This is a genomic window from Actinotalea ferrariae CF5-4, from assembly GCF_000603945.1.
Taxonomy (GTDB): domain Bacteria; phylum Actinomycetota; class Actinomycetes; order Actinomycetales; family Cellulomonadaceae; genus Actinotalea; species Actinotalea ferrariae.
The window spans coordinates 1-25,309 of the sequence record NZ_AXCW01000050.1 but is presented as its reverse complement, the minus strand read 5'-3'; the positions used below and the strand labels follow the sequence as shown (position 1 = coordinate 25,309).

The 25,309-nt window shown below is 73.5% G+C and carries 28 protein-coding genes and 1 pseudogene; 17 read left to right on the top strand and 12 right to left on the bottom strand.

Features of this window, described 5'->3' with window-relative positions:
* Window positions 1–169: 169 nt before the first annotated feature.
* Complete coding sequence (locus N866_RS06720; RefSeq protein WP_034224450.1) at window positions 170–475, bottom strand: helix-turn-helix domain-containing protein; 306 nt, start codon at window positions 473–475, stop codon at window positions 170–172.
* 73 nt (window positions 476–548) lie between these two features.
* On the opposite strand from N866_RS06720, the gene map reads away from it, so the two are divergent.
* The 4 genes from map (at window position 549) to bla (ending at window position 4,123) form a co-directional block, all read left to right on the top strand.
* Window positions 549–1,331: a type I methionyl aminopeptidase gene (gene map / locus N866_RS06715; RefSeq protein WP_034224448.1), complete on the top strand. Its 783-nt coding sequence runs from the start codon at window positions 549–551 to the stop codon at window positions 1,329–1,331.
* A gap of 52 nt (window positions 1,332–1,383) precedes the next feature.
* Entirely contained in the window at window positions 1,384–1,992 is a 609-nt protein-coding gene (locus N866_RS06710; protein WP_052022499.1) for a TetR/AcrR family transcriptional regulator, read from the top strand.
* Window positions 1,989–3,155 (top strand): GDSL-type esterase/lipase family protein, encoded by a 1,167-nt coding sequence (locus N866_RS20845; RefSeq protein WP_034224446.1) that lies wholly within the window; start codon window positions 1,989–1,991, stop codon window positions 3,153–3,155. The genes N866_RS06710 and N866_RS20845 overlap by 4 nt, the downstream gene beginning before the upstream one ends.
* 122 nt (window positions 3,156–3,277) lie before the next feature.
* Complete coding sequence (bla, locus tag N866_RS20840; protein ID WP_052022501.1) at window positions 3,278–4,123, top strand: class A beta-lactamase; 846 nt, start codon at window positions 3,278–3,280, stop codon at window positions 4,121–4,123.
* Window positions 4,124–4,201: 78 nt separating this feature from the next.
* On the opposite strand, the gene N866_RS06695 is transcribed toward bla, so the two are convergent.
* Window positions 4,202–4,567 carry a winged helix-turn-helix transcriptional regulator gene (locus tag N866_RS06695; protein ID WP_034224443.1) on the bottom strand — a complete coding sequence of 122 codons (366 nt, stop codon included), beginning with the start codon at window positions 4,565–4,567 and terminating at the stop codon, window positions 4,202–4,204.
* A gap of 78 nt (window positions 4,568–4,645) precedes the next feature.
* Between N866_RS06695 and N866_RS06690 the strand changes: the two genes are divergently transcribed.
* Window positions 4,646–5,053, top strand: coding sequence for a RidA family protein (locus tag N866_RS06690; RefSeq protein ID WP_034224440.1), 408 nt, complete (start codon window positions 4,646–4,648; stop codon window positions 5,051–5,053).
* A 91-nt stretch (window positions 5,054–5,144) separates the two neighbouring features.
* On the opposite strand, the gene N866_RS06685 is transcribed toward N866_RS06690, so the two are convergent.
* The 3 genes from N866_RS06685 to N866_RS06670 all read right to left on the bottom strand — a co-directional run bounded on the left by N866_RS06685 (window position 5,145) and on the right by N866_RS06670 (window position 7,574).
* Window positions 5,145–5,450, bottom strand: coding sequence for an Atu4866 domain-containing protein (locus N866_RS06685; RefSeq protein ID WP_245612406.1), 306 nt, complete (start codon window positions 5,448–5,450; stop codon window positions 5,145–5,147).
* 472 nt (window positions 5,451–5,922) lie between these two features.
* The gene (locus N866_RS06675; protein WP_081802399.1) at window positions 5,923–6,906 is read right to left on the bottom strand and encodes a CPBP family intramembrane glutamic endopeptidase; all 984 of its coding nucleotides are present in this window, start codon (window positions 6,904–6,906) and stop codon (window positions 5,923–5,925) included.
* A 17-nt stretch (window positions 6,907–6,923) separates the two neighbouring features.
* Window positions 6,924–7,574 (bottom strand): hypothetical protein, encoded by a 651-nt coding sequence (locus N866_RS06670; protein WP_034224434.1) that lies wholly within the window; start codon window positions 7,572–7,574, stop codon window positions 6,924–6,926.
* Window positions 7,575–7,666: 92 nt separating this feature from the next.
* Between N866_RS06670 and N866_RS06665 the strand changes: the two genes are divergently transcribed.
* The 3 genes from N866_RS06665 (at window position 7,667) to N866_RS20365 (ending at window position 9,907) form a co-directional block, all read left to right on the top strand.
* Window positions 7,667–8,293 (top strand): TetR/AcrR family transcriptional regulator, encoded by a 627-nt coding sequence (locus tag N866_RS06665; RefSeq protein ID WP_034224431.1) that lies wholly within the window; start codon window positions 7,667–7,669, stop codon window positions 8,291–8,293.
* Between the two features lie 256 nt (window positions 8,294–8,549).
* Entirely contained in the window at window positions 8,550–9,422 is an 873-nt protein-coding gene (locus N866_RS21310; protein WP_162177299.1) for an alpha/beta fold hydrolase, read from the top strand.
* Window positions 9,416–9,907 (top strand): adenylate/guanylate cyclase domain-containing protein, encoded by a 492-nt coding sequence (locus tag N866_RS20365; RefSeq protein ID WP_162177298.1) that lies wholly within the window; start codon window positions 9,416–9,418, stop codon window positions 9,905–9,907. Before N866_RS21310 ends, N866_RS20365 begins: the two co-directional genes overlap by 7 nt.
* A 63-nt stretch (window positions 9,908–9,970) precedes the next feature.
* On the opposite strand, the gene N866_RS06655 is transcribed toward N866_RS20365, so the two are convergent.
* A complete protein-coding gene (locus N866_RS06655; protein WP_034224428.1) occupies window positions 9,971–11,653 on the bottom strand; it encodes a hypothetical protein in 1,683 nt (560 codons plus the stop codon).
* Between the two features lie 429 nt (window positions 11,654–12,082).
* Here N866_RS06655 and N866_RS06650 point away from each other — a divergent pair, with 429 nt between their 5' ends.
* From N866_RS06650 to N866_RS06635, 4 genes are all read left to right on the top strand, one after another.
* Window positions 12,083–15,133, top strand: coding sequence for an ExeM/NucH family extracellular endonuclease (locus N866_RS06650; protein WP_052022497.1), 3,051 nt, complete (start codon window positions 12,083–12,085; stop codon window positions 15,131–15,133).
* Between the two features lie 101 nt (window positions 15,134–15,234).
* The gene (locus N866_RS06645) at window positions 15,235–15,495 is read left to right on the top strand and encodes a type II toxin-antitoxin system Phd/YefM family antitoxin (protein WP_034224425.1); all 261 of its coding nucleotides are present in this window, start codon (window positions 15,235–15,237) and stop codon (window positions 15,493–15,495) included.
* Window positions 15,492–15,911 (top strand): type II toxin-antitoxin system VapC family toxin, encoded by a 420-nt coding sequence (locus N866_RS06640; RefSeq protein ID WP_034224422.1) that lies wholly within the window; start codon window positions 15,492–15,494, stop codon window positions 15,909–15,911. The genes N866_RS06645 and N866_RS06640 overlap by 4 nt, the downstream gene beginning before the upstream one ends.
* A gap of 122 nt (window positions 15,912–16,033) precedes the next feature.
* The gene (locus N866_RS06635; RefSeq protein ID WP_034224457.1) at window positions 16,034–16,405 is read left to right on the top strand and encodes an antibiotic biosynthesis monooxygenase family protein; all 372 of its coding nucleotides are present in this window, start codon (window positions 16,034–16,036) and stop codon (window positions 16,403–16,405) included.
* Here N866_RS06635 and N866_RS06630 read toward each other — a convergent pair.
* Both N866_RS06630 and N866_RS06625 read right to left on the bottom strand, forming a co-directional pair.
* Entirely contained in the window at window positions 16,402–16,887 is a 486-nt protein-coding gene (locus N866_RS06630) for a GNAT family N-acetyltransferase (protein ID WP_052022496.1), read from the bottom strand. The genes N866_RS06635 and N866_RS06630 overlap by 4 nt on opposite strands.
* Window positions 16,878–17,438 carry a hypothetical protein gene (locus N866_RS06625; RefSeq protein ID WP_155855237.1) on the bottom strand — a complete coding sequence of 187 codons (561 nt, stop codon included), beginning with the start codon at window positions 17,436–17,438 and terminating at the stop codon, window positions 16,878–16,880. The genes N866_RS06630 and N866_RS06625 overlap by 10 nt, the downstream gene beginning before the upstream one ends.
* Before the next feature lie 315 nt (window positions 17,439–17,753).
* Between N866_RS06625 and N866_RS06620 the strand changes: the two genes are divergently transcribed.
* On the top strand, window positions 17,754–18,893 hold the full coding sequence (locus N866_RS06620; protein ID WP_245612404.1) for an endo-1,4-beta-xylanase: 1,140 nt from the start codon (window positions 17,754–17,756) through the stop codon (window positions 18,891–18,893).
* Window positions 18,894–18,986: 93 nt separating this feature from the next.
* Here the strand turns inward: N866_RS06620 and N866_RS06615 are convergent, their stop codons facing one another.
* Window positions 18,987–19,865 (bottom strand): ATP-grasp domain-containing protein, encoded by an 879-nt coding sequence (locus N866_RS06615; protein WP_162177297.1) that lies wholly within the window; start codon window positions 19,863–19,865, stop codon window positions 18,987–18,989.
* 606 nt (window positions 19,866–20,471) lie between these two features.
* On the opposite strand from N866_RS06615, the gene N866_RS22370 reads away from it, so the two are divergent.
* Window positions 20,472–20,963 (top strand): hypothetical protein, encoded by a 492-nt coding sequence (locus tag N866_RS22370; RefSeq protein WP_173406135.1) that lies wholly within the window; start codon window positions 20,472–20,474, stop codon window positions 20,961–20,963.
* Window positions 20,964–21,014: 51 nt separating this feature from the next.
* Here N866_RS22370 and N866_RS22365 read toward each other — a convergent pair.
* From N866_RS22365 to N866_RS06600, 3 genes and pseudogenes are all read right to left on the bottom strand, one after another.
* Window positions 21,015–21,152, bottom strand: a pseudogene (locus tag N866_RS22365) (SDR family oxidoreductase); the annotation flags it as partial.
* Window positions 21,153–21,389: 237 nt separating this feature from the next.
* Window positions 21,390–22,562: a hypothetical protein gene (locus N866_RS06605; protein WP_034224409.1), complete on the bottom strand. Its 1,173-nt coding sequence runs from the start codon at window positions 22,560–22,562 to the stop codon at window positions 21,390–21,392.
* Complete coding sequence (locus N866_RS06600) at window positions 22,559–22,771, bottom strand: hypothetical protein (protein WP_034224406.1); 213 nt, start codon at window positions 22,769–22,771, stop codon at window positions 22,559–22,561. The genes N866_RS06605 and N866_RS06600 overlap by 4 nt, the downstream gene beginning before the upstream one ends.
* Before the next feature lie 168 nt (window positions 22,772–22,939).
* Between N866_RS06600 and N866_RS06595 the strand changes: the two genes are divergently transcribed.
* The 3 genes from N866_RS06595 to N866_RS06585 all read left to right on the top strand — a co-directional run.
* A complete protein-coding gene (locus N866_RS06595) occupies window positions 22,940–23,656 on the top strand; it encodes a hypothetical protein (RefSeq protein ID WP_034224403.1) in 717 nt (238 codons plus the stop codon).
* A 114-nt stretch (window positions 23,657–23,770) separates the two neighbouring features.
* On the top strand, window positions 23,771–25,033 hold the full coding sequence (locus N866_RS06590) for an SWIM zinc finger family protein (protein WP_052022494.1): 1,263 nt from the start codon (window positions 23,771–23,773) through the stop codon (window positions 25,031–25,033).
* Window positions 25,030–25,309, top strand: a 280-nt coding sequence (locus tag N866_RS06585; protein WP_034224399.1) for a hypothetical protein, incomplete at its 3' end; no start/stop codon positions are given. The genes N866_RS06590 and N866_RS06585, both read left to right, overlap by 4 nt.

Here is a 25,309-nt window from a genome sequence, read left to right as displayed (position 1 = left end):
CTACACCCTCGATTGCGATGAGCCCGTTATCCACAGACCAAGATCGAACTCCTAAAGCGGGTGTCGGCAGTTCGAATCGGCCCTGGGCCGGGACGATGTCGCTTTCGCCTGATGTGCCCGGACGGGTGTGGTGGCGATCCACCTGACTCGTCCAGCTCGGCAGGCGGCCCTAGTGCGGGACTGGCCGTGCGGTGAGGGCGTCGCGGGAGTCGTCGGCGGCGGCGGAGCCGGACGCGTCGGCGATCTCCGCCCAGACCTCGTCGAGCGAGAGGCCGAGGGCTGCGGCGACGGATGCGACGGTGGCGAAGGCCGGGGTGGCGATGCGACCCGACTCGATCTTGCGCAGCGTCTCGGGCGACACCCGGGCGGCGAACGCGACGTCCACCATCGACCTGTCGCCCCGCGCGCGACGCAGGAGCGTGCCGAGGCGTCGACCACGGGCGATCTCGGCGGGCGTCAACGGCAGGCGGACCATGCTCGGATGATAGTACCGGTATAGTAAACCCGGTATTGTATTCCCATCGGACGATCGGCAAGGATGGCTGACCATGATCGAGATCCTGACGGCGGCGGAGGTGGCCGAGGCCGCTCGCACCGGTGCCGTGGTGGGGGACATCCTCCAGGCGCTGAGGCAGCGCTGCGAGCCCGGCACGAACCTGCTGGACATCGACCGCTGGGCCGGGGACATGATCCGCGAGGCCGGCGCGCAGTCCTGCTACGTGGACTACGTGCCGTCCGGCTTCGGTCGCGGGCCCTTCGGCCACTACATCTGCACCGGCGTCAACGACGCGGTGCTGCACGGGCGGCCTCGTGACCAGCGGCTCGCCGACGGCGACCTGCTCTCGCTCGACCTCGCGATCGTCCGCAACGGCGTGGCGGCCGACGCCGCCATCAGCTTCGTCGTCGGCGGCGCCGTCGACGGGGAGAGTGCGGCCCTGATCGCGGCCACCGAGCGCGCCCTGGCCGCCGGGATCGCCGCCGCGCGCCCCGGAGCCCGCATCGGCGACCTCTCGCACGCCATCGGGACCGTGCTCACGGAGGCTGGCTATGCCGTCAACAACGAGTTCGGTGGGCACGGCATCGGATCGACGATGCACCAGGACCCGCACGTGCCCAACTCCGGCCGGCCCGGGCGGGGCTACAGGCTGAGGCCGGGGCTGATGCTGGCCCTCGAGCCGTGGGTGATGGCCGACACCGACGAGCTGGTCACCGACGCCGATGGCTGGACGCTGCGCAGTGCGACCGGCTGCCGGACCGCCCACACCGAGCACACGATCGCGATCACCGAGGAGGGCGCCCGGATCCTCACGATGCCCTCGACCGCCTCGTGACTTCATGCCATTGGATTTGTACTACAGCCTGTAGGTAGAGCACTATGGCGTCATGGCACGTCAGGGTCTGACCGCGGAGCGGCTCGCGAAGGTGGGCGCGGAGCTCGCCGACGAGATCGGCTTCGACCAGCTCACCGTCTCCGCGGTCGCCCGCCAGGTCGGTGTGCAGCCGGCGAGCGTCTACGCCCACCTCAGCGGCACCGGCGACCTCCGCGCCCGCGTCGCTCTGCTCGCGCTCGAGGAGCTCGCCGACCTGGTGTCCGAGGCCCTGGCGGGCCGCGCCGGCATCGACGCCCTCGTGGCCTACGCCGACGCCTACCGCGACTACGCCCGTGCCCACCCCGGCCGGTGGGCGGCCATGCAGACACCGCTGGACCCGGCCACCGCTGCGCGCAGCGCGGGTCCTCGCATCGCGGCCATGACGCGCGCCGTCCTCCGCGGCTATGACCTGGCCGGCGAGGACCAGACCCACGCCGTCCGCCTGATCGGCAGCTCGCTTCGAGGGTTCATCGACCTGGAGGCCGCCGGCTCCTTCGACCACAGCGGACCGGCGCCCGCGGTGTCGTGGCGACACACCCTGGTCGCCCTCGACACCCTCCTGCGTGCCTGGCCGCCGCGCGCGGAGCACGACCACGGCCAGCCGACCCTGGAGGGCCGATGACCACCCCGCTGCCGACCGTCGACCTCACCGACGCCCTGTTCCGCGGGGCCCTGGACCTGGACCGCAGCGGGCGCGGGATCATGCCCCACCGGCTGCCACGCTGGGTCCGGCAGCAGTTTCCCGACCCCCAGCTGCTCATGGCCGCGTCGCAGCCGTCCGGCGTGCGGCTCGCCCTCCGCACCGCGGCGACGGTGATCGAGATCGACGCGCTGCGCACCCGACGGGAGTACGTCGGGATGCCGCCCCGCCCCGACGGCGTCTACGACCTGTTCGTCGACGGCGAGCTCGCCGCCCGGTCGGCTGTCGACGGGGGAGCGGCCGTGCGCATCGACATGGCCACGGGCACGGTCGAGCACGTGGACGGCCCCGTCGGCACGATCCGCTTCGCCGGGCTCCCCGCCGGCGACAAGGAGCTGGAGATCTGGCTGCCCCACGACGAGGCCACCGAGGTGCTGGCGCTGCGCGCGGACGCGCCCGTCGCACCGGCGCCCGACCGACGACGCCCGATCTGGTTGCACCACGGCAGCTCGCTGAGCCAGGGCTCGGGGGCCGCCAGCCCCAGCACCACATGGCCCGCGGTGGCCGCGTCGTCCGGCGGCGTCGAGCTCGTCAACCTGGGCCTGGGCGGGAGCGCGCTGCTCGACCCGTTCCTCGCGCGGACCCTGCGCGACCAGGCGGCCGACCTGATCAGCCTCGCCGTCGGGATCAACGTGGTGAACACCGACGTGATGCGAGCGCGAGCGTTCGTCCCCGCCGTCCACGGCTTCCTCGACACCATCCGGGACGGGCACCCCACCACGCCCCTGGTCGTCCTCACGCCCACCTGGTGCCCGACCCACGAGGACACGCCCGGTCCGGCGGCGCCCGCGCTCGTCGACGGTCAGGTGGTGTTCCGTGCCACCGGCGACCCGGCCGAGGTGGCCCGCGGCCGCCTCACCCTCCGCGTCATCCGCGAGCAGCTGGCCGCGGTGGTCGCGCAGCGCTCGGCCGACGACCCGAACCTGCACCTCGTCCACGGGCCCGACCTCTACGGTCCGGCCGACGCCGAGCTGCGCCCCCTGCCCGACGGGCTGCACCCGGACGCGCAGACGCACCTCGACATGGGCCGGCGCTTCGCCGAGCTCGTGTTCGCCCCGCGCGGACCGTTCGGCCGTGGCCGGTGAGCGGCCGCCCCAGGGTCCTCGGACTCACGCTCGCCGTCGGACTCCTCGTGCTGACCGGTGCGGGGTGTGCGTCGCCGGCGCCCCCGACGGGGCCGGCCGGCGGCGGCTCCACTCCCGAGGCCATTGCCGAGGTGACCCGCGAGCCGACGTCCGAGCAGACCTCCGAGGTGGCCGCCGAGACGGTCGTCGACGTGCCTGCCCTCGCTGACCTGGAGGCGTCCTTCGACGCCCGCCTGGGCGTCGTCGCCGTCGACACCGGATCCGGGCGCCGCGTGGAGCACCGGGCCGACGAGCGGTTCGCCTACGCGTCGACGATCAAGGCGCTGCTGGCTGCCGCGGTGCTGGACAGCACGACGGACGAGGAGCTCGACGAGGTCATCCGCTTCACGTCCTCCGACCTGGTCACGTACTCCCCAGTGACCGAGGACCGTGTCGGCGAGGGCATGACCCGACGCGAGCTCGCCGACGCCGCCGTCCGCTTCAGCGACAACACCGCAGCGAACCTCCTGCTGGAGGACCTCGGCGGACCCGAGGCCCTGGCCCGGGCCCTGCGGGCCGTGGGCGACGACGTGACCCTCCCGGTCCGGACCGAGCCCGCCCTCAACGAGGCGGTGCCCGGGGACGACCGGGACACCAGCACGCCGAGGGCCCTGGCCGCGAGCCTGCGGGCCTTCGCCGTCGACGACGCCCTGAGCGCGACGGACCGGCAGGTGCTCAACGGCTGGCTGCAGGGCAACACGACCGGCGACGAGCTCATCCGCGCAGGCGTGCCCGCGGGCTGGCTGGTGGGGGACAAGACGGGCAGCGGCGGCTACGGCACGCGCAACGACATCGCCGTCATCACCCCACCCGGCCGCCCTCCCATCGTCCTCGCGGTCCTCAGCGACAAGGGCGAGGTGGATGCCGAGTCCGACCCGGCGCTCATCGCTGCAGCCACCCGGGTGGCCCTGGAGGCCCTGGCACCATGAGCGGGCCCGTGACCCTGGACGCCCTGGCACCCTGAGCCGCCCGTCGCCCGGCCGCGCCGCTGAGCCCGGCGCGACGCCTCAGCCGGCGGCGTCGTCGTCGAAGCGCTCGCGGGCCCGTTCGATCTCCTCCAGGTGCTCGTCGCTCCAGCGGAGGATGGCGTCGATCGGGTCGCGGAGGGTCTTGCCCAGCGCGGTGATGCGGTACTCGATCGCGACGGGTCGGTCGCTGATGACGACGCGCTCGACGATCCCGGTCCGCTCGAGGCGACGCAGGGTCGCGGTCAGCGACTTCTGCGTCACCGGGATGAGGCGCCGGAGCTGGTTGAACCTGCGCGGGCTGTCGCACAGCTCCTCGAGGACCAGCACCGACCACTTGTCGAGGACCTGGCCGAGCACCTCGCGGTGCGCGGCGGTGATGTCGAGACGCTCGGCGGTATCGGCCATGAAACCAAGTCTCGTTGAAGTGCCTTTCGGGCACCAGGTATCACTGAGATACCAACACGGAACCCGAAGGAGAAGCCCATGAGCGTCCGCCTCATCAGCCCGCAGGACATGCTGCAGCAGACCCCCTACCACCACGTCTCCGTGGCGACCGGCACCACGCACGTCCACGTCGCCGGGCAGGTCGGCCAACGCGGCGACGAGCCCGTCGCCGCGGACGACCTCGCGACACAGGTCGCCCAGGCGCTGCGGAACACGGACATCGGCCTGGCCGGCGCCGGCGCGACCTTCTCCGACGTGGTCCGCCTCACCTTCTACGTCACCCGGTGGACCCCGGACAAGATCGAGCCCTTCATGGCCGGCGTCCAGGCGGTCGCCGAGGAGGTCGGCCTCCCGATGCCGATGCCCCCCGCGTCCCTCATCGGCGTCGAGGTGCTCTTCGAGCCGGACGTGCTCGTCGAGGTCGAGGCCACCGCGGTGCTGCCCTGACCGCGCCCTCACCGACGACCGGCGCGGCCGTGCCCGACGTGACCTGCGGGGACTGACGTCGGCCCGGCATCGTCGAGCACGGCTCCGGCCATCAGCCTTCGGGCCTCGGGTGTCCCTCCCGGTAGAGGACGAGGTGCTCGTGGAAGAGCACTCCGTCGCGGATGTCCCCGGTGGCGGTGAAGCCCGTGTCGTCGACGTAGTCGAGGTGGGAGCCGGTCACGGTGTAGCTGCCGGTGTAGGCGCTGCGCCTCGTTCCCCGGGCTTCGTCGTAGCGACCGTCGGCGCGGAGCTCCTGACGGATGTGGCCGTCGGCGGTCACCCACATGCCGGTGACGTCCATCGCCTCGCTCCCTCGTGCGGGTCGGGACTCCTGCGGCTGGTCCAGCTCTTGCGGCACGATGCGCTCCTTCTCGTCTCGTCGGTCTCGTGCAGCAACCACGCTCGGATGGACGTCCGGCCCGACCCGCCGTCATGGCAGATGCGTCATCTCCTCGTGCGGACATCGTGCGCTCTCCTCAGCGTTGGTCGTGGTGTCCGGCGAGCGCTGTGCTGGGCGCAGGGCTCGTCACGGGTGTCACCTTCGGACGCCGCCGACGGCGACTGCTGACACCGGGTGGACAGCTGCTCGTGGTCTGCGGCGCTGGACGCTGAGCCGCTGGTGGCTGCGAGCGCTTGAAGGCGGGCGCGGGTCATCGACTCGACCGCGACGACGAGACCGGCCCTGACCCCCACGGCGAGAAGCGCCTCACGCGCTTGGGCGACCGAGCGGATCACCGTCCCGGCCGGGACGTGGTCGGAGAACTCCTGGGCCAGCGACACGCTCAGCGCGTTCAGGGGCTCACGGGTCGAGCGGCGGACCTGGAACCCCGTCATCCCGTGCTCCCGCCGGTCGGGGGCGTGCGGCGTCCTGCCTGGCGGTCGGAGATGTCCCGGGAGGTGCGTGCGGGGCCTGTGCGCCGCGTCGTCCACCAGAGGACGGTCGTGATGACGACCAACGCGGCGCTGGGGATGAGGTACGTGATGGAGCCGGCGGTCTCCTCCCGGCCGCTGAGCGCCCCGGCCACATCGGTGTGCAGGGTGGTGGCGAGCACCAGGCCGGCGACGTTGTAGACCGCGTGGAGGGCGACGGCGACCTCGAGGCCACCGGTGCGCCACGTGATGACGGCCATCGACCCGAACAGGACGAGGTAGGAGGTGAGGATGTAGGGGTCGAGCGAGCCGTGGAGCAACGAGAAGAGGACGGTCGTGACGACGACGCCGAGTACCGCACCCGAGCGGGCACCGCGGGTCCAGCCCCCGACGACCCGGAACATCAATCCACGGACCCCGTACTCCTCGCCGGCGGCCGCCAGCGGCGTCAGCAGCATGCCGATCACGAAGTACGCGACGAGGTCCACCGTCGTCCACGGGACCTGCTCGCCGGGCTCCAGCAGGGAGCTGACGGAGACCGTGACGAGCAGCAGCGGACCGAAGACCAGCAGCGACCGGGCCAGGAGCCCGTACCGGAAGCGGCCGACCACGGAGTGCAGCGAGCGGGCGGGCAGTCCGTAGAGCCAGCGTTGCAGCAGCATGGAGTAAGGGATCAGCACCGCGAGGGAGAGGGTGCCCGCGGCATGCTCGAGCGTGGTGGACCTCGCGCCTCCCAGCAGGTTCGTGTCGACGAGGGACGCGCCGAACCGGAACAGCTGTGCGAAGCCGATGAGTCCGGCGAGCAGCAGCACGATGGCGAGCAGGCCGCGCGGGATGCGGCGCGTGGCGCCCGCGTAGACCCGGTGGTACTCGACCTCGGCGGGCACGGCGAGTGGTGTCGGCTCGTCGAGCGGGCGGAGCGGGTTCAGGGTGGCGTGAGGCACGGTTTCTCCTTGTGGGTTCAGCTGGCGAGGTCGTCGAGCCAGCCCGAGCGCATACGGAGGGCGCGTTCGGTGCTGCCGATGACCGCGGCGATCCCGACGAGCGCGTTGCCCATCGGGGGAAGGCGGACGGGCGAGGTGAAGGTCCCGATCGAGTCGGCGATGAGCGGAGCCTGGGAGAGGGCCTCGATGACCTGGGGGACGGCGACGCACAGCCCGGCGAGGACGAACAGGGTCGAGGCGAGGCCGACGAGCCGGCTCAGGCGGGGACGCTCGTGGTGCAGACGTGCGCGGCGCCCCTCGGCCGAGGCGGGGTCGGGGATCAACGGCACCTCGCCACCGTCCGCGGGTACGTAGTGGCAGCGTCGGAGTCCGAAGGTGCCGACGGCGACCTCGACGTGGCCGCCCGGCACCACGAACCGCGCCGGCAGGGTCGAGTAGGCCAGCAGGGCGCCGTCGAGGTAGAGGCGCGCCCGGACGGCGCCGTCGGACGCGTCGCCGCCCCGGCGGACGTCGACGGCGTAGGTGGCGGCAGCGCCTCCCGGTGCGCGCAGCGTCAGCGTGCGCAGTGACCTGCTCGGAAGGTGCCACCAGCGGAAGCGCGGCAGCGGCTCGCCGGCCCCAGGACGCACACGCCAGCCGGTGAGGCGGTTCCGCGTTCCGTCGAGCATCGTCGTGCTCGCCTCCCTCGCTCTAGTACGCTGTGCTAACAACGCAGGACGCTATCACACTGTGATAGCGAGTCCAGTCGAGGAGGACGGGCATGGGTGCGCGCACAGAGGAACCAGGGACGAGGGCCAAGATCCTGATCGCCGCGGCGACGATGCTCGCCGAGGACCCGACCGCCCGACTCAGCGTCCGGGCGGTCGCCGCTCGGGCTCAGGTGAGCACCGGCTCGCTCCGGCACTTCTTCCCGACGCAGCGCGCGCTCATCGACACCGTGATCGCCGGGCTCTACGAGGTCGACATCCCCGACGACCCGATCGGCGACCGCACGAGGACGCCGAGCGGACGTCTCCTCGCGGGTCTGCAGCTGCTCCTGGCACAGGTGGGCGCCGGGGACAGCGCGCGACAGCACTGGGCGGCGCTGTACGAGGCCTACGTCGCCTCGCCTCCCACCGACGACGAGGCCGCCACCTACTTCGCCCTGGAACGCCTGGGCCGCGAGCGCATCGAGCGTTGGCTGACGACTCTCGTCGAGGAGGGCGCGATCCTCCCCGGCGACATCGCGCAGCGCGCCCGGTTCCTCATGACCGTGCTCAACGGCCTGATCACAGAACGCGCGCTGCCCGCCGACGCGCTGCAGGTCCAGACCGAGACCGAGACGCTCCGCCTGGCGGTGCATGCCGTCATCGCTGCACCGGTCCAGGAGCCGGGACCCGACACCTGACCCCGACGAGTTCTGGCTCCGCGACGAGTCCACCCGATCTTCCCGCACCTGGACGTCTTCCCGACCACCACGCCGGCTCACGCCGAACGGTGGGCCGCAGACATCGGCGGGCCGGCGTACGCGATCGACGAGCAGACGGCCGTCGTCGTCGTCGACGGTTCCGTCGAGGTGGTGTCCGAGGGGCAGTGGGTCGACTTCCCGGCCTGGCCGCCGTCGTTCCGTAGCGACGGTCATCCCGCGGTGGCAGGCTTCCGCCATGACGAGCCCCGGCATCCCCGAGACGCGGTTCGCGCGGTCGGGGGTCGTCGACATCGCGTACCAGGTGGTCGGCGAGGGCGAGCGCGACATCGTCGTCGGGATCGGGTGGGTCTCGCACCTCGAGCTGTTGTGGGAGCTGCCGGAGACCGTCCACTTCCTGCGTCGGCTCCAGTCGTTCGGTCGGCTCGTCCTCTACGACGCCCGAGGCACCGGCCTGTCCGACCGGCCCGCCCGCCCGGCCACGCTGGAGGACCTGGTCGAGGACCTGGTCGCCGTTCTCGACGCCGTCGGGAGCACGCGCGCCGTCATCGTGGGCTGGGTCGACAAGGCGGCTGCGGCGGTCGCGCTGGCCGCTCGTCATCCTGAGCGCGTCGAGGCGCTCGTGCTCGGGGAGGCCATGGCGACGACCGTGGACCGGGAGGGTGACCCGGGCGGGCTCGACCGCGCCGTGGTCGAGCGCCTCGCGGCCGCTGCCGAGCAGGGGGCGTGGGGGACGGGCGTCCTGCTCCCGGGGATCGCCCCGAGCGTCGCCGACGACCCTCGTATCGCCGCGTGGTGGCGCCGGTGGGAGCGCATGTCCGCGACGCCCAACATGGCGGCGACATGCTGCGGACACTGGTCGACCTCGACGTGCGGGCCCTGCTGCCCGCGGTCACCGCCCGCGCCCTCGTGCTGCATCGCGTGGACAACGCACTGGTGGGTGGGGCCGCGGTGCGTCGGCTGGCCCAAGGCCTGCCCGACGGGCGCCTCGTCGAGCTGCCGGGAGCCGACCTGCCCGCCTTCTTCGGCGACACGGACGCGCTTCTCGACGAGGTCGAGGAGTTCCTCACGGGCACCCGCACCGGCGCCGACGCGGACCACGCGGTGCTGACCCTGCTCGTCACCGACCTCGTCGGCTCCACGTCGCGCGCCGCCGAGGTGGGGGACCGCCGGTGGACGGAGCTGCTCGACTTCCACCACCACGAGGTCCGGGCGGCTCTCGCGCGCCACGGCGGGACGGAGGTCGACACGGCAGGTGACGGCTTCCTCGCCGTCTTCGCGCTGCCGAGCCGCGCCCTCGCGTGTGCCCGCGAGGCGCGGGACCGGCTCGCCGCCGGCGGTCTGACGATCCGCGCCGGCCTGCACGCGGGCGAGGTCATCCGCTCCGGCACGGGCGTCCGCGGCCTCGGGGTGCACATCGCCGCGCGGGTGGCGGCGTCCGCCGGCCCGGGCGAGATCCGCGCGTCGGGCACCGTCGCGGACCTGGTGGCGGGCGGCGGGACCACGTTCGCGGAGCTGGGGGCGACCGAGCTGGCGGGAGTGCCGGGCCGATGGCGGCTCGTGCGGGTGGTGGAGCCCCCGGGCGGTCACGCCTAGGCGGAGACCACGACGAGGCCCTGACGCTCCCGAGAGGGCCTGGTGCCTCTCTGATCCCTGACCTCAGCAGGCCGCCCGAGGCGTCAGCGCGAGGGTGAACAGGCCGGAGTTGGTCTGCGGTCCGACGATCGGGATGAAGATCGTGACCTCCCACTCGCCGTCGAGCGTCCCGGCCGCGCCGCCCTCCGGCAGGGCGAGCGTGTAGGTCCCGGCGCCGCCGACGCTCAACGGCGCGTTGCCGACCACACCGTCGTAGGTGAACGTGCCGGCCGAGGCGCTCGTGGGGGTGAACGACGCCGTGCCGACCAGGTCCCCCGTGGTGGCGAGGGTGAACGGCTTGTCCGGCCCGCAGATCGTCCCGGTGAAGGCGATGCCCGAGGGCTGCGACGGCGCGGTGCCGCTCACGTCGAACGCCTGCGGCGAGGTGTCGAACGTCAGCGAAGCCTTCCCGACGCCTCGGCGCGAGCGCGCCTCGAGCGCCACCGTCGCGGACTGGCCGACCTCGCCCGGGGCGACGTGGGTGAACGTCGCGTCGGCCGGCACCTTCGTGCCCGCCGGGTCGAGCGACGAGTCCCCGCTCAACGTGCCGGTGACCGTGCCACCGGTGCTCGCCGCGTCGATCTTGCTGTAGGGGGCCGCGGTGATCGTCACGGTGGTCGACGGCTCGAGGCCCGACCGCGCGGCGGGCTGCGTCGTCGGCTCCAGGGCCACGCACCGGCCGGACTCCCACCCCTTCTGCGCCGCCTCGAGGATCTTGGGGGTGACCATCATCTGCACGATCATCGACATGTTGGCCCACTGGTCGGCGAACCCGGCCGGGACGGTGCCGGCCGAGCGCCCCGGCGTGCGGGTGTAGCTGTTGATGGTGGAGCCGGTGCGCGACTCCCGGTCGGTGGACTCGGCCCACACGTTGTTGCCCGATCCGAACTCGGCCGCCTCGGAGGTGGTCTCCACCTCGTACCCGACGAGCCGGGCGTCGTCGTCGATCTGGCCGTTCAGGGCGATCGCGACGGTGTAGTTGCTGCCCACCCGGCCGCCGGACGAGGTCGAGCTCGCGGTGATCCGGGCCGTCGCGGTAAAGCTACCGTCGGGCGCGGGGCACGGGTTGATCGTCATCTGGACCCGGATCTTGCCGGTGATCCCGCCGGCGGTCGTCTCCACGGTCCAGTCCATGGAGGTGGAGTCGACCGAGGCCTCCCGCGTCATCGTGCTGCTGTTGCCGTCGCGGCTGTCCTCCCGCACATCGCGTGCCGGCTCGCCCGCCTTGACGTCGTTCGTCGACGTGACGAGGTCGCCCGGCGCGAGGGTGGCCATGAGCATCGAGCCGAACATCATGGCGCCCAGGCTCCGCTCGCCGCCCGCCGAGCCCCTCGGCTTGCCGGCGCCGAAGGGCGCCGCGTAGTCCGGGTCGATGGTCCGCTGCCGTACCGCCTCCGTGAGCGCGGCCGTCAGGGCGTCGTAGGCCTCACCCGCCGCCTCCGCCCCGCCGAGCTCCTCCTCCAGCCCCGACAGCGCCAGCGTCTCGCGCTCGAGCACGGACGCCTCCGCCACGAGCCGCTCCTCCTGCTCCTCGGGGCTCAGGGCTGCGACCTCCGCCGCGAGCGCCTCGACCGCCGACGACGGCGTCGGCTCCGGCTCCGGCGCGCCCGCGCCCCCGGGCGTGCACCCGACGAGCGTCAGAGCGAGGACCGTCGCGAGGGCGAGCACCGCCGCCGCGGGCCCACGACCGTGACCACCCTTGACCATGCGTCTCTCCGTCCGCGCAGCCGCCGACCCGAGCGCGACACCCGGACGGACGCGTCCTTGATCACGCAGTGCGCCGATCGTGGCACGGTCGCCTCCCTGCCGGAAGAGCCATCAGGGCCTCGTCCGGCACCGGCCTCGACCACGTCACTGCCAACGCCGACCAGAGCCCGTGGGAGCGGGGACCGGAACGTCTGTCGTCGTCGTGGTGAACAGGGCGTCGTGCCTGCGTGAACGCGGCGCGATGGCCCTTGGCCGGCGGCGTCGAGCCGGTAATGTCCGGTCCGTGGAAAACGCCTTCGGGCTGGCGCGCCGGGACGACGACGTCCCGTGGTCCAGGCCGGCGGACTTTCCTCAGCCACGACCTCGACGCCGCCCGCGATGCAGCGGGCTGCCGTGCGGGGTCCGCCCGGCTCGACCTGGAGGAACTCTGTGACCGCTCGACCTACACCGTCCCGTCACGCAGCACGGACCACAGCGCGATCCGCTGTCGCCGTCGCTGCGCCGCTGGCCCTGGTCGCCAGCACGCTCGTCGCGATCCCGGCGGCGGCCATCGCCCCCGACACCCCCGTGTTCATCAACGAGCTCCACTACGACAACGTCGGCGACGACGCCGGCGAGTTCGTCGAGGTCGCCGGCCCGGCCGGGACCGACCTGACCGGCTGGTCAGTCGTCCTGTACAACGGGTCCTCGACCAGCAGGGCTTCCTACGACACCGATGCGCTGTCGGGCACTCTGTCGAACGACACGGGGACCGGCTACGGGTTCGCGACGATCAGCTATCCCAAGGACGGCCTCCAGAACGGGTCCCCGGACGGCGTCGCCCTGGTCGACGGCGCCGGCGCGGTCGTGCAGTTCCTCTCCTACGAGGGCGCGTTCACCGCCGCGAACGGCCCGGCCGCCGGTCAGACCAGCACGGACATCGGTGTGGTCGAGGGCAGTGGGACCCCGGTCGGCCACTCCCTCCAGCTCACGGGCACCGGCGATTCCTCCGGTGGCTTCACCTGGGCACCGCCCGCTGCCGCGACCCCCGGCGCCGCGAACAACGACCAGACCTTCGTCGCCTCGGGCGACCCCCTGCCGCCCGGGCTGACCTGCGCGGCCGACCTCGAGACGAGCACCGGTGAGCCCACCACCACCACGGTGACGGCGTCCGACGCCGACAGCGGCATCGCGAGCCTGGCGATCACCTCCGCTGCGGTCGACGGCATCACGCTCGAGGACTCCACCGCGCCGACCGGCGTGGGCGAGGCCGCGACCGCGACGCTCACCGTGGCCGGCACGGTCGCCGCCGGCACCTACGAGGTGCAGGTCACCGCGACGTCGGACGACGGCGCGCAGGCCCTGTGCGCCGTCACGGTGACCGTCACGGCGCCGCTCTCGACCAGCCTGGTCTCGGACGTCCAGGGCTCGGGGAGCGCCTCGCCGCTCGTGGACCAGGAGGTCCAGGTCGAGGCGGTCGTCACCTCGCTGATCACCAGCCGCGACGCGCTCGCGGGCTTCTTCGTGCAGGAGGAGGACGCCGACGCGGACGCCGACCCGGCGACGTCGGAGGGCGTGTACGTCTTCTGCGGCTCGACCTGCCCGACCGGCCTGGCCGCGGGTGACCTCGTGACCGTGGTCGGCACCGTCGCCGAGTTCTCGGGCAGCAGCACCCAGATCGACGCCACGGGCGGTTCTGTCGAGGTTCTCGCCTCCGACCAGGCGCTGCCGACGGCCACCGTCGTGACCCTGCCGGCCGCCGCGTCCACCCGCGACGCCGCCACGTTCGAGCCCGTCGAGGGCATGATCACGACCATCTCGACCACGCTGGTCGTCAGCGAGTACTTCAACCTCGCGCGCTTCGGCGAGATCGTCCTCACGGCCGACGCTCGCGGCTACCAGTACACGCAGACCAACACCCCGAGCGTCGAGGGCTACCAGGCGTTCCTGGACGACCTCGCCAAGCAGCGCATCGTCCTGGACGACGACAGCAACGACCAGAACGACGCCACGAGCGGCATCCTCGACAACGAGCCGTACTTCTACCCGACCCCCGGTCTCAGCACGGACAACTCCGTCCGTGGCGGGGACACCATCACCGGCTTGACCGGTGTCATGGAGTACTCGTTCGGCGCCTGGAAGCTGCGCCCCGTGCCGGGCGTGGACTACACCTTCGAGTCCGCCAACCCGCGACCGGCCACGCCCGACGACGTCGGCGGCCGCCTGCAGGTGGCCAGCTTCAACGTGCTGAACTACTTCGCCACGGTCGACACGACGTCCTCGGACAACACGGGGCCGTGCGGCCCGACCGGGACGGACGACTGCCGCGGCGCGGACTCCGAGTCCGAGCGCGAGCGTCAGCTCGCGAAGATCGTCGCCGCGCTGGTGACGATCGACGCGGACGTCTTCGGCCTCATCGAGATCCAGAACGACGGGGGCCTGGCCACCCAGCAGATCGTCGACGCGCTCAACGCCGCCACGGCGCCGGGCACGTACGCCTACATCGAGACGGGCGTGATCGGGACCGACGCCATCAAGCAGGCGTTCCTCTACAAGCCGGGGACCGTCAGCCCGGCTGGCGACTTCGCGCTGCTGACCGAGGAGGACGACCCGCGGTTCGACACCGACCGCAACCGCCCGGCCCTGATCCAGACGTTCGACGAGATCGCCACGGGTGAGCGGTTCACCGTCGCGGTGAACCACTTCAAGTCCAAGGGCTCGGGCTGCGGCGCGGGCGACGACTCGCCCCAGGACGGGTCCGGCAACTGCGACCTGACCCGCACGCAGGCCGCCGCCGCGCTGGCGGACTACCTGGCCACCGACCCGACCGGGAGCGGCGACCCCGACTTCCTGGTCATCGGGGACCTGAACTCCTACTCGATGGAGCGTCCGATCAGCACGCTCGAGGCGGCCGGCTACGTCGACCTGCTCGAGCGGTTCGAGGGCCTGGAGTCCTACGGGTACCTCTTCGACGGCCTCCTGGGTCACCTCGATCACGCCCTGGCCACCGAGTCGCTCACCGCCCAGGTGACCGGCGCCGGCGGCTGGAAGATCAACGCCGACGAGGTGCCGCTGTTCGACTACAACGACACCGTGCGGGACGCGGGCGAGGCGGCGTTCGAGCGGGAGTCGACCGCACTCCCGCTGTTCGAGCCGAACCCGTACCGGTCCAGCGACCACGACCCCGTGATCGTCGGCCTGTCGCTGGCAAGCAACGAGGCCCCCGTGGCCGACGCCGGGGGGCCCTACGTGGTCAAGCCGGGCGCCTTCCTGGTGCTCGACGCCTCGGGCTCCGTCGACGCCGACGGCGACACGCTCACGTACGCGTGGGACCTGGACGGTGACGGCGCGTTCGACGACGCCACCGGCCCGACGGCGACGATCCACGCGCACCGGCCGCCCGGGTCCTACCCGGTGGCGGTGCAGGTGAGCGACGGCACCGAGACGGTGACCGCCGAGACGATCGTCCGCGTCGTCCCGCCGGGGCTCATGCCGCGCTGACCGTCCGAGACCGACCGAGCCCCGTCGTGCGTGCGCACGGCGGGGCTCGGTCGTCAGGTCACATGGTACGTTCTGTCTAGTCAGACTAGACAGGAGGGGCCATGCCGTGGCAGGTGCAGGAGGCGAAGCAGCGTCTCAGTGAGGTGCTGCGGGCCGCGGAGGGCGGCCAACCCCAGGTCATCACCCGGCACGGGCAGGACGTCGCGGTGGTGATCGACATCGCGAGCTACCGCCGACTCGCCGGCGTGCAGGTCGAGCTGGCGGACTTCCTGCGCCACGGGCCCTCCTTCGACGACCTCGACCTCCGCCGCCCGAAGGACCGCCCGCGCGAGGCCGACATCGCCTCGGTCACAGATCGATGAAGCGGTACCTGCTCGACACGAACGTCGTCTCCGAGCTGCGCCGAAGCCGGCCCGATCCCGCCGTCGTCCGGTGGTTCGACTCCATCGCGCCCGCTGATCTCTTCCTCAGCGTCCTCACGATCGGCGAGATCCGGCTCGGCGTCGTCCGCCTGCGACGCCGCGATCCCGACCAGGCGGCAGCCATCGACGCGTGGCTGAACCGGCTCGAGTCCGGGTACGCCGACCGCATCCTGCCGGTCACACCCGCGGTCGCACGCCGGTGGGCCGAGATGAACGAGGACCGACCCCTGCCCGTGGTCGACGCCCTCATCGCGGCGACCGCCGTGGAGCACGGTGCCGTCCTCGCGACGCGGAACGTCGCCGACCTCGCGGGAGCGGGGGTCCGACTGCTGAACCCCTTCGACGCGTCTGCCTGAACGAGGGGCGCAGAGGGAGAGCGACCGGATCGCGGAGGTCCCGCCCGCTCTCGCGACGTGAGAGGCGTCCGGCGGGTGCGGGTCGAGCTGCCGATGTCGAGCTGCCAGGCAGGATGGACCGCATGAGCATCGTGAAGATCAACGCCATCACCGTCGCCGAGCACAGCGGCGACGAGCTCGCGCAGCGCTTCGCCGCCCGTGCGGGCGCGGTCGACGGGCAGGACGGCTTCGAGGGGTTCGAACTCCTGGCCCCGACCGACGGCCGGACCACGTGGCTGGTGGTCACGCGGTGGCGCGACGAGGAGGCATTCCAGGCCTGGACGGCCTCGCCGGCGTTCGGCCACGGCCACCGCGGGGGAGGGGCGCAGAGCGCGGGGTCGACCCAGGAGGGCGACGGCTCCGGTGCGGCTCACGGCGCGCAGCGTCCCGTCGGCGTCAGCAGCGAGCTGTGGTCCTACCGGGTGGCCGGCGGCTCGGGGGCCGCCGGTTCCTAGGCGGTCGTCTCGATCTCGTACGTCACCCAGCGGGTGCGGGTCGCCACCTGGTCGTAGAGGCGCTGCGCCGTGTCGTTGTCGTCCGCGGTGAGCCACCGGACCGTCCCGCCACCGTGCGCACGGGCGTGCTGCTCGACCGCGGCGATGAGCGCCCGTCCGGCGCCGGTGCCGCGGTGGGCGGGATCGGTGAACAGGTCGTCGAGGAACCAGCCCGGTCCCGCGGTGAACGTGTCGGGCTGCTCCCGGTAGTGCGCGAAGCCGACGACGACGCCGTCGCGCTCGGCGACGAGGCACCGCACCGGGTGCGCCTCGTCCAGCAGCCAGGCCCACACGCCCGCGAGGACGTCGTCGTCGAACCGGGTCCGGTAGAAGAGCCCGTACGCGACGAAGAGCTCGCGCCACCGGTCGTGGTCGCCGGCGGCGACCGGCCGGACGTGCACCGGGGCGGCTGACGGGAGGGCGGCGTCGGGGCTCACGTCCATCCGGTGATCGTGCCAGAGCGGCCCGGCGGGCCGGGCAGGTGCCGTCGGCGGGCGTGGGCGGCTGCCAGCGCGGCGGCCACCACGCCCCCGGTCGCGGCGCCGCCGACGACGAGCGCGCGGAGGCTCGCCGTCGTCGGCCCACGCTCCAGGGAGACACTGGCGTGCGTCCCGCCGTCGGGGGCGGTGCGGAGGTGGACGGTCAGCACCCGTCCCGGACGCGTCGCGACGACGTCCCAGGTCCGCCCTGACTCCGTGACGGTCCAGCCCTGCTCCTCGAGCGCCGCGACGACCGCGGTGCCGGCGGGGGAGAGGGGCGTCGGCGACGTCGTGTCCCAGTGGACGACGCCCCGAGCGGACGACGGCGCCCACGCACCCGTGACCTGCGGCTGGTCCTGGCCCGCGAATCCCGGGAGGCCCACCGTGCGTGCCGTAGCGACCAGCTCGGCGTCGGAGGGTTGCACCACCCACCAGTGCACGGCCGCTCCGAGGAGCGCGCCGGCACCCGCGAGGACGAGGGCGAGCAGCACGCGCAGCACCGCGACGTTCACCACGCGCATCCCCCTTCGCAGCGCCGGCGCTGCGGATCGCACGGGGCTCGGTGGCGCCCCGTCCAGCGGTGAGCATGGCACCCCGGGCGCGTCGCCGGGCCCGATCCGGAGCGTTCGGAGACGTGTCGTCGTCGGCGCCGGGTCCACAGTGTGAGCCGCGAGCGGCTGCCTCATGGTCATCGGGCGCCATCTCTTGCGAAAACGTTATCGACATCGTTACGTTTCTCACGCCCGGATTAGTTTGACGGATGACCAAAACCGTCGGACACACCCGATCGGAGAGGAACGACGATGTCCCATCCAGCAACCCTGAGGCGGGTGACCGCCATCGCAGCGACGGCGATCACGGCCGTCGCCCTGTCGGTGCCCGCAGCCCAGGGCGCCCCGCCGGAGGAGACCCTGCGCTCCGAGGCTCCGCGTGACCTCAAGATCGGCAGCGCCGTGTGGGGTCAGAACGAGCTCCTGGACTACGACCGCAAGAACCCGACCGAGTTCCAGCGCATCCTCGCTGCCGAGTTCAACTCGATCACCCCCGAGAACGACATGAAGTGGGCCGAGATCCACCCCGAGCCCGGCGTCTACGACTTCTCCGGCGCCGACGCCGTGGTGGCGTTCGCCCAGGCCAACAACCAGGAGGTCCGCGGGCACACGCTGCTCTGGCACAGCCAGAACCCGCAGTGGGTCATCGACGCCAGCGCCAGCTGGACCTGCCAGGAGGCGCGGGACGTCCTCGAGGAGCACGTCCGGACCATCGTCGGCCGCTACGCCGGCGAGATCTACGAGTGGGACGTGGCCAACGAGATCTTCCAGGACGACTGGGACAACGGCGGCGTGCGCCTGCGCACCGAGGCCAACCCGTTCCTCAAGGCGTGCGCGGAGGACCCGGTCGCGCTCATCGGTGACGTGTTCCGCTGGGCGCACGAGGCGGACCCCGAGGCCCTCCTCTTCCTCAACGACTACAACGCTGAGGGCATCAACACCAAGACCGACGCGTACTACGCCCTGGCGCAGGAGCTCCTCGCCGACGGCGTGCCGGTGCACGGCATGGGCGCGCAGGGTCACCTGAGCCTGCAGTACGGCTTCGACACCTCGATCCAGGCGAACTTCGAGCGGTTCGCGGCCCTCGGGCTGAAGGTCGCCGTCACGGAGGCCGACGTCCGCATGCCGCTCGGCGACGACGGCGAGCCCACCGCCGAGCAGATCGCGCTCCAGGCGGAGCGGTTCGACGCGATGCTGCAGGCCTGCATCAACGTCGCTGCCTGCACCAGCTACACGGTGTGGGGCTTCGACGACGCCCGCTCGTGGGTCCCCGGGGTCTTCCCGGAGGGCTACGCGACGATCATGACCGAGGAGTTCGAGAAGAAGCCGTCCTACTCCGCGCTGCTCGAGAGCCTTCGGGACGCCACCCCCGGCAAGTCCCCGCGCACCCCGCCGGGGCTGAACACGCTGAACCGCTGACACCCCAGCGTCGACGTGCCGATGGCGCGTGGGCCCACCCGGGTCCACGCGCCATCGGCGCGCGACGCGGCATCGCTCGTCGCTCCGTCTCGGTCACGCACGGGCGAGCACCGCGTCCGCCAGGCGCGCGGCTCCGGCCGGGGCCAGATGGAGGTACAGGATCGGCTCGATGAGCTCCAGCTCGAGCACCGCAAGCCTCCCGTCGAGGCGCAGGAGGTCGACGCGGGAGTAGGCGACGTCGAACGGCACGCGGCCCAGGAGGTCGTCGACACACCGCCGGTCGTCCTCACCCGGGTGCACGGCCTCCAGGGTGCCGCCGTAGATGCCGTGGGCCCGGTAGTCGCCCGACGCCGGTCGCTTCCGCAGCACGTGCTGGAGCTCCCCGTCGACGTGGACGAACGACCACTCGCCCTCCCGCTGCACCGAGGCGATGAACGGTTGGGCGATGAGCCCGTCCAGCGTGCCTGCTCGCCGCTCGGCGTCGAGCACGGCATCGAGGTCGCCCGCGACGACGCGACGGACCCCGGCGGCTCCGGCTCCGAGCAGCGGCTTGAGGACGACCTCGCCGCTGCCGTCCGCGAGCAGCCCGGACGCCTGGGCAGCGGGCACCGTCGGCACCGTGCGGACACCCAGCTCGGCCAGATCCGCAAGGTACGTCTTCGTGGCGTTCCACCGGACGGCGGCGAGCGGGTTCAGCAGTCGGCAGGACGACGCCTCGATCCGGTCGAGCGCTCCGAGGAAGGCCCCGGGCGAGTCGATGTAGTCCCAGGTGCTGCGCAGGACGGCGACGTCGAACGCGTCCCAGTCGAGCGGCTCGTCCCAGGGCACCCAGCTGACGTCGGCTCCCCGCGCGGCCAGCTCGGCGAGGAGTCGGTGGTCGTCGTCGTGCAGCGCGTCGACGTCGGGGATCTCCCAGGTGACGAAGCGGGGCAGGCGGCGGTTGCGCAGGACGGCCACGCGGGGGCCGCTCACGCCGGCGCTCCTCGGCCGGCCCTGCGGTGCGCGCATCTCGTCCTCGTCGTCGTCGCCCATCGCCTCGGGCTGCGGAACGCCACCCGGGGCGGCCGGAGGTCAGGAGTCCCCGTCGTCGCGATGCTCGACCGCCCGATGCGGAGCGTCAGGTCCTCCGGGTCGCCGTCGTCGGGGAACCGGTAGGTGACCTGCGCCGCGAAGGCGCCCCGGTAGAACGAGGACCGGCCCCACCGCGTCGACGTGGAGGATCGGGAAGGCCTCGCCGCGGCTCATCCCGTCACGGTACGCCGGGCCAGACCTACCCGACAGGAGTCGACTGACCCCGGTGGGTCCGTCCCCGCCCAGCGGTCTGCACCTCCATGACCACCCACCTGACCGAGACCCCTCAGACCCTCGACCGCCCCGCGCAGCCGACCCGGACGAGGACCTCCTGGGTCATCGAGACCGAGTCGTCCGGATGACCGAGCCACGAGAAGCGAGGCGGCCCTGCAGCAGCACGGCGTCGGTGACCTCCCCGACGCCGGGCACCGCCTCGACACCGCTTGCCCCTGGTCGGTGACCTGGTCGATCGTTTCCATGGTGACCGCGCGGCGCAGAGGGGGAGACGTGAGCATCCGGCGGTCCGCCGTAGCCGTTCCCGTGGTCCTGGGGCTGCTCGCGCTCGGTGGGTGCGGGCAGCCCCGCGACCTGCCGACGTCCGACGACGGCGTCGTGGGCACCGTCGTCGCGGTCTCCGACGTGTCGGGCATCCCTGACGCCCCGGACCCGGACGGCTGGGTCGTCACGCTGCCGACGGCCGCCGTCGACGACGTCCTCGCGCTCGCGGGGGAAGGGACCTTGGAGCGGGAGCTGCGGTACTCGCGGTTCACGATGGCCCCGGAGACGGTCGACGAGCTCGGCGGCACCGTGGCCGAGGTCGACGGCGCGGGGCGGTTCCGCCTCGACGTCGTCGGGGAGCGCCTGGTCTGCAGGCTGTCGGCGAGCCGGTGGAACGGGGAGGTCGGGGCGGCGGGGTGCGTGCGCGCCGACCTCCCGGCGGGCGGTGTCGTGCGGGTGACGCTCGGGGAGGCCGGGCTTGCCGTCGAGGTGGAGACCTGAGACCGGCCGCCACAGAGGGCGATGTCGCCCCCAGCGCGACGACCAGCCGCCGTCGGACGCGATCGCCTGGCCGGTCACCCACGCGGACTCGTCGCTGAGGAGCCAGCCGACCAGGCGGGCGGTGTCGTCGGGCCGGCCCCAGCGGCCGCCCGGGTTGGCCGCGGCGACGGCGGCGTGCTCGCCGGGCATGCCGCCGTGGTACTGGCCCGACGTGAACAGGACGACGCGGCCTCCCGCCCGCGCGTCGTCGTGCTGCTCCGCGAACGCCTTGACGAGGAGCAGCGTCGCGCCGGTGTTCACCGCGGAGGTGAGGTCGAGCTCCTCGGCGGTGAGGTGCTCGAGGTCCAGCGAGCCCGACCTGGCGTGGTTCGCCACCACCCCGACGCCGGACCGTGCCCGGCGGCGGCGTCAGTGGCAAAGGAGGGTTCACTCCTCGGCGGTCTCCGCTGCCTCGGCCGCGGCGCCGTCGCTCGCCGTCGCCACCGGCAACCCCGCGCACAGGGCGATGGCCACGGCTGCCCGGTCCTCCCATCCCTCGACGCGGTCCGCCGTCGGGCCGGGCCGGCCGACCGACTCCTCGCACGCGGCCAGGCGGTCGAGCAGGGCGACGTCGGCCTCCGGCTCCTCCGTCTGCGTCGGCGGCTCGCCGCCCGGCGGGGTCCCGTCCTTGGTCACGAGCCGGCCCCGCTCGTCGCAGGAGTAGCCCGCCAGCTCGGCACCGGCCAGCGCGACGAGCTTGTCGGCACAGGCGAGCTGCGCCGCATCCAGGGCCCGCGCACCACGGCTGTAGTCGGCGACGACGAACAGGCCGACGATCCCCACGGCGACGACGATGCTCAGGCCACGCGACCACGGGCCGTGGAACACCCGACGTTGCCGGGTCTCCAGGACGCGGACGGCAGCCGTCACCCCCGCGGCACGGTGCGCAGCAGCCAGCCGGTCCGCCTCGGCCTGCAGCCGCTCGGCGCGCCTGGTCGCGTCGTCCCGCTCCGAGCCGGCCTCGAGGGTGGCCGCGAGCGCGGCGTACCGGCGTGCCGACCGGGCGAGCCGGCACTGCCGCCGCTCCACCGCGGCGACGTCGGCGGCCAGCTCCTCGTCGGCGAGGTCGTCGAGCGGACCGCGCGCGGCTCGGGCCTCGCGGCGCGTCAGGTCGTTGCGCTTCCCGGCCGCCTTGTCCTCCGCGCTCCACGGGGCCTGGACCTGCGGGATGGTGTCGGTGTCGACGACGATCCGGCGCTGCGCGGCGAAGAAGAGGCCGACGAGAAGGACGGAGCCGCCGAGGGCGACGAGGGCGGACGCCCCGGCGACGGCGATGAGCACCTCCCGGCCCTCCGGCACCGGCGCGATGTCCTTCAGGGTCGCCCAGCCGACGCCGGTGAGGACGGCCGTGGCCAACGCCGCGACGGCCGAGCCGTACTTCGTGAGGTGCTCGCGCATCTTCTCGATCTGCGCGCGCTGGTGGGCGATGCCGGCCTCCTGGGGGGAGGTGGCGGGCGGATCGGCTGCCGGCTTCTCGGCCTCCTTCCCGGCCTCCTTCTCGGTGGCCGGCGTCCCGAGCAGTCGATCCATGAGGCCCCTCAGCCGGGTGCCGATGTTCATGGGAGGGGTCGACGCGTCGCGAGGCCGGCGAGCCGGAAGAGGATGTCGTCGAGCTCGTCGGCGAGCCCGGCGAGGTCGTCCGCGACGTGGGGGTGGCCGGTCGCCGTGTCGCGCAGCTGGGCGCGAAGCCGTTCGCCCTGCGCCACGAGGTCGGCGATGCCCGGTCCGACGGGCGTCTCGGGCGGGTCCTTCCGCGTGCTGTGAGCCATGACGCCTCCCCCTGGTGGTCCGGTGACCTCTTCGAGCATGGCCCTGTCAGCGGGCCGACGGAAGAGGCCGTCGTCGGCATCCGGTCGAGGTGGTGGAGACGGTCGCCGTTGTGAGGCACGCCTGCGGGACCGGTCGCTAGCGTTGAGGACGAGGGGAAGCGAGGTCACATGCCCGGGCTCGACCGCCGCGCCGCCACCGCCATCGCGCTCGCGGTGATGCTGTCGGCGTGCGCGCCCGAGGCGCCGGATCCCGTGGCGAGCGGAGCCACCCCGCCCGGGACGAGCGCGACACCCACGCCGGACGTGTCGCCCACGACCACCCCGGGCAGCACCCCGGCACCGGAACCGACCGCGCCGGAGGCGTCCGGCCCGTTCAGCCTCGCGCCGGCCGACGCCGACGTCACGGCCGCCGACCTCGCCCTGGTGGAGCGCCTCATCACCTTCAGCCTGGACCCCGACGACGACGCCGTGCCCGCCCTCGGTCTGGCACCGGAGGGCGTGCGGCTCGGGCTGGCCGACCGGCTCCTCGCCGCCCTGCCGGTCGCGTCGGCCGCCGACCCCGCCGCCTGGCGGATCCCCGAGGAGGAGTTCCGCGCGCACAGCGGACCGTTCTCCGCGCTGGACGTCCTGCGTCACCGGACCACCGGCGCAGAGGGGTCGCCCGCGGTGCCCGACGGGCTGCCGCTGGTCGTCACCGTCGGCGAGCACCCGCACTGCGCGGCGCCACCCGTCGCGCCGCCGGCGGAGGTGGCCGCGCTGCGCCGCGTCGCCGTCCAGCCCGCGGAGGCCGCGATGAGCTCGTGCCTGGACTGGTTCACCGTGGACCTGTTCGTCGACGACGGCGGCGTCGTCCGCGCGGTCACCCTGGACCTCTGGGAGCCCTGAGGCGGCCCCGACCGGGTCCGGCCACGCGGCCTCGCACTGCCGTCCACCAGTGCCATACCGGTGAACCTCCGGTCCGCACCTCGTGCGACGGGCACGACCTGCCGATGAGGTGGCGTGACCCAGGGGACGGCGTACCAGTACCGCTACCACCAGCCGTCCGTCCTGACCGACGCCGCCACGGCGCCGGTCCTCGGCCTGAGCACGACGGTCGGCCCCGGCGCCCCCGCCGAGGACGCGGTCTTCCTCGACGCCTTCGCCGAGCGTGCCGACGTGCTCGCCGTCGGGCTGCTCCGCGTGGCCGACGTCGCGGCGAGCCGGTTCTACGTCCCGCCCGGGGCGGCGAGCCGCCTGGCCCGGACGGACCCCATCATCACCGCCGGCCGCGGCGTCGCCCGCTTCGAGAGCCTCTCGGCGTGCTCGGGCGTCGCCGCGCGGCTCGACGTCCTCCCCGCCGGGCTCGACGTGGCGGCCGAGCGGGCCGGGACCACCAACGTCGACGTCGGCCCGGACCTGCGCCACGTCCTCGCCGGGGTCCGCCGCCGCGAGCCGCTGCGCCTCGTCGCCGGCGCCGACGGGCTCGGCGTCCGGACCCTCGACGGCGCCGTCCACGAGCGCGTCGTCGACCTGCCCGAGCGGTGGGTCCGGTCCCTGGCCGCGCTGCACGTGCTGACGTCGGTGCTGGTCCCCGTCCAGGACCTCGACGCCGCGGGCGCGCGCCGCTTCGTCGACGCGCTGCCGCGCCAGACCCCCTCGACCGCGACCTTCTGGGTCAACCCGGTGGCCGGCGGGCTCCGGCTGGCGCAGTCCGCCGCGCCGGGCGGCTTCCGCGTCGCCGGGCCCGAGAGGCTGCGCCTGCTCGCACCCGTGATGCGCCTGGCCACCGGCCTGCGGGTGTACGCGGCCGACGGCGGCGCGTGCGTCACCGCGTGGGAGGCCGCCCTGCCCGGTGCCCGCCTCGTCCTGGTGCTCAGCCCGGCCGCGTCCCGCGGGTTCTCCGGGGAGGGAGCGCTGCTGGAGGACCTGGCCGCCGGGTCGCCCGAGGCCGAGCTCGCCGCGGCCGGGCTGCTCGGGTACGACCTGGCGACCGGCCTGTGGTTCGAGCGTCGGCTGCCCTTCGGGCTGGACCTCCTGCGCGCGAACCCGCGGCTGGCCAAGGCCCACCGACTGGTCGACGACGGTGCGGTGCAGCTCTCCGACGGCCGGGCGGTGGTGCAGGGCACGACGGGTCGGCACCTCGTCCGCCTCGGCGACGACGGGGCCGGGCGCTGCACGTGCGCCTGGTACGCCCGCCACGGCGGGGACCGCGGGCCGTGCGCCCACGTCCTCGCCGTCCGGATCGCGCTCGGGACCCCCGGTGCCGAGCGGGTCGAGGCATGAGCACCACCGACGGTGGGGCGGCCGGGCACCGGTCGCTCGCCGACGCCGTCGTCGCGCGCGTGGTCGCGGGCGACGGGGACGGGGTCCTCGAGCTGCTCACCGGTGTGCCGGAGCGCCAGAGGGAGGCGCTCGTCCGGCCCGTCCGGGACGCGGTCCGCGCGGCGCTGCCTGTGCTGGCCCGGGACCGTGCCGAGGAGGTGCGCTGGGCGGACGAGCTGGTGACGCTGTGCCTCGCCGGACCGCGGGACGTCTTCCTCTCCGCCCTTCCCTCGGCGC

Excerpts from the sequence above, each read along its gene's own strand:
- N866_RS06640 (WP_034224422.1), top strand. The coding sequence starts at position 15,492 with ATGAAGCGGTACCTGCTCGACACGAACGTCGTCTCCGAGCTGCGCCGA.
- N866_RS06605 (WP_034224409.1), bottom strand. The coding sequence starts at position 22,562 with ATGAACATCGGCACCCGGCTGAGGGGCCTCATGGATCGACTGCTCGGG.
- N866_RS06710 (WP_052022499.1), top strand. The coding sequence starts at position 1,384 with ATGGCACGTCAGGGTCTGACCGCGGAGCGGCTCGCGAAGGTGGGCGCG.
- N866_RS06645 (WP_034224425.1), top strand. The coding sequence starts at position 15,235 with ATGCCGTGGCAGGTGCAGGAGGCGAAGCAGCGTCTCAGTGAGGTGCTG.
- N866_RS06690 (WP_034224440.1), top strand. The coding sequence starts at position 4,646 with ATGAGCGTCCGCCTCATCAGCCCGCAGGACATGCTGCAGCAGACCCCC.
- N866_RS06600 (WP_034224406.1), bottom strand. The coding sequence starts at position 22,771 with ATGGCTCACAGCACGCGGAAGGACCCGCCCGAGACGCCCGTCGGACCG.
- N866_RS06665 (WP_034224431.1), top strand. The coding sequence starts at position 7,667 with ATGGGTGCGCGCACAGAGGAACCAGGGACGAGGGCCAAGATCCTGATC.
- N866_RS06670 (WP_034224434.1), bottom strand. The coding sequence starts at position 7,574 with ATGCTCGACGGAACGCGGAACCGCCTCACCGGCTGGCGTGTGCGTCCT.
- N866_RS06635 (WP_034224457.1), top strand. The coding sequence starts at position 16,034 with ATGAGCATCGTGAAGATCAACGCCATCACCGTCGCCGAGCACAGCGGC.
- N866_RS20845 (WP_034224446.1), top strand. The coding sequence starts at position 1,989 with ATGACCACCCCGCTGCCGACCGTCGACCTCACCGACGCCCTGTTCCGC.
- N866_RS06595 (WP_034224403.1), top strand. The coding sequence starts at position 22,940 with ATGCCCGGGCTCGACCGCCGCGCCGCCACCGCCATCGCGCTCGCGGTG.
- map (WP_034224448.1), top strand. The coding sequence starts at position 549 with ATGATCGAGATCCTGACGGCGGCGGAGGTGGCCGAGGCCGCTCGCACC.
- N866_RS06720 (WP_034224450.1), bottom strand. The coding sequence starts at position 475 with ATGGTCCGCCTGCCGTTGACGCCCGCCGAGATCGCCCGTGGTCGACGC.
- N866_RS06695 (WP_034224443.1), bottom strand. The coding sequence starts at position 4,567 with ATGGCCGATACCGCCGAGCGTCTCGACATCACCGCCGCGCACCGCGAG.
- N866_RS06655 (WP_034224428.1), bottom strand. The coding sequence starts at position 11,653 with ATGGTCAAGGGTGGTCACGGTCGTGGGCCCGCGGCGGCGGTGCTCGCC.
- N866_RS06630 (WP_052022496.1), bottom strand. The coding sequence starts at position 16,887 with ATGGACGTGAGCCCCGACGCCGCCCTCCCGTCAGCCGCCCCGGTGCAC.
- N866_RS21310 (WP_162177299.1), top strand. The coding sequence starts at position 8,550 with ATGACGAGCCCCGGCATCCCCGAGACGCGGTTCGCGCGGTCGGGGGTC.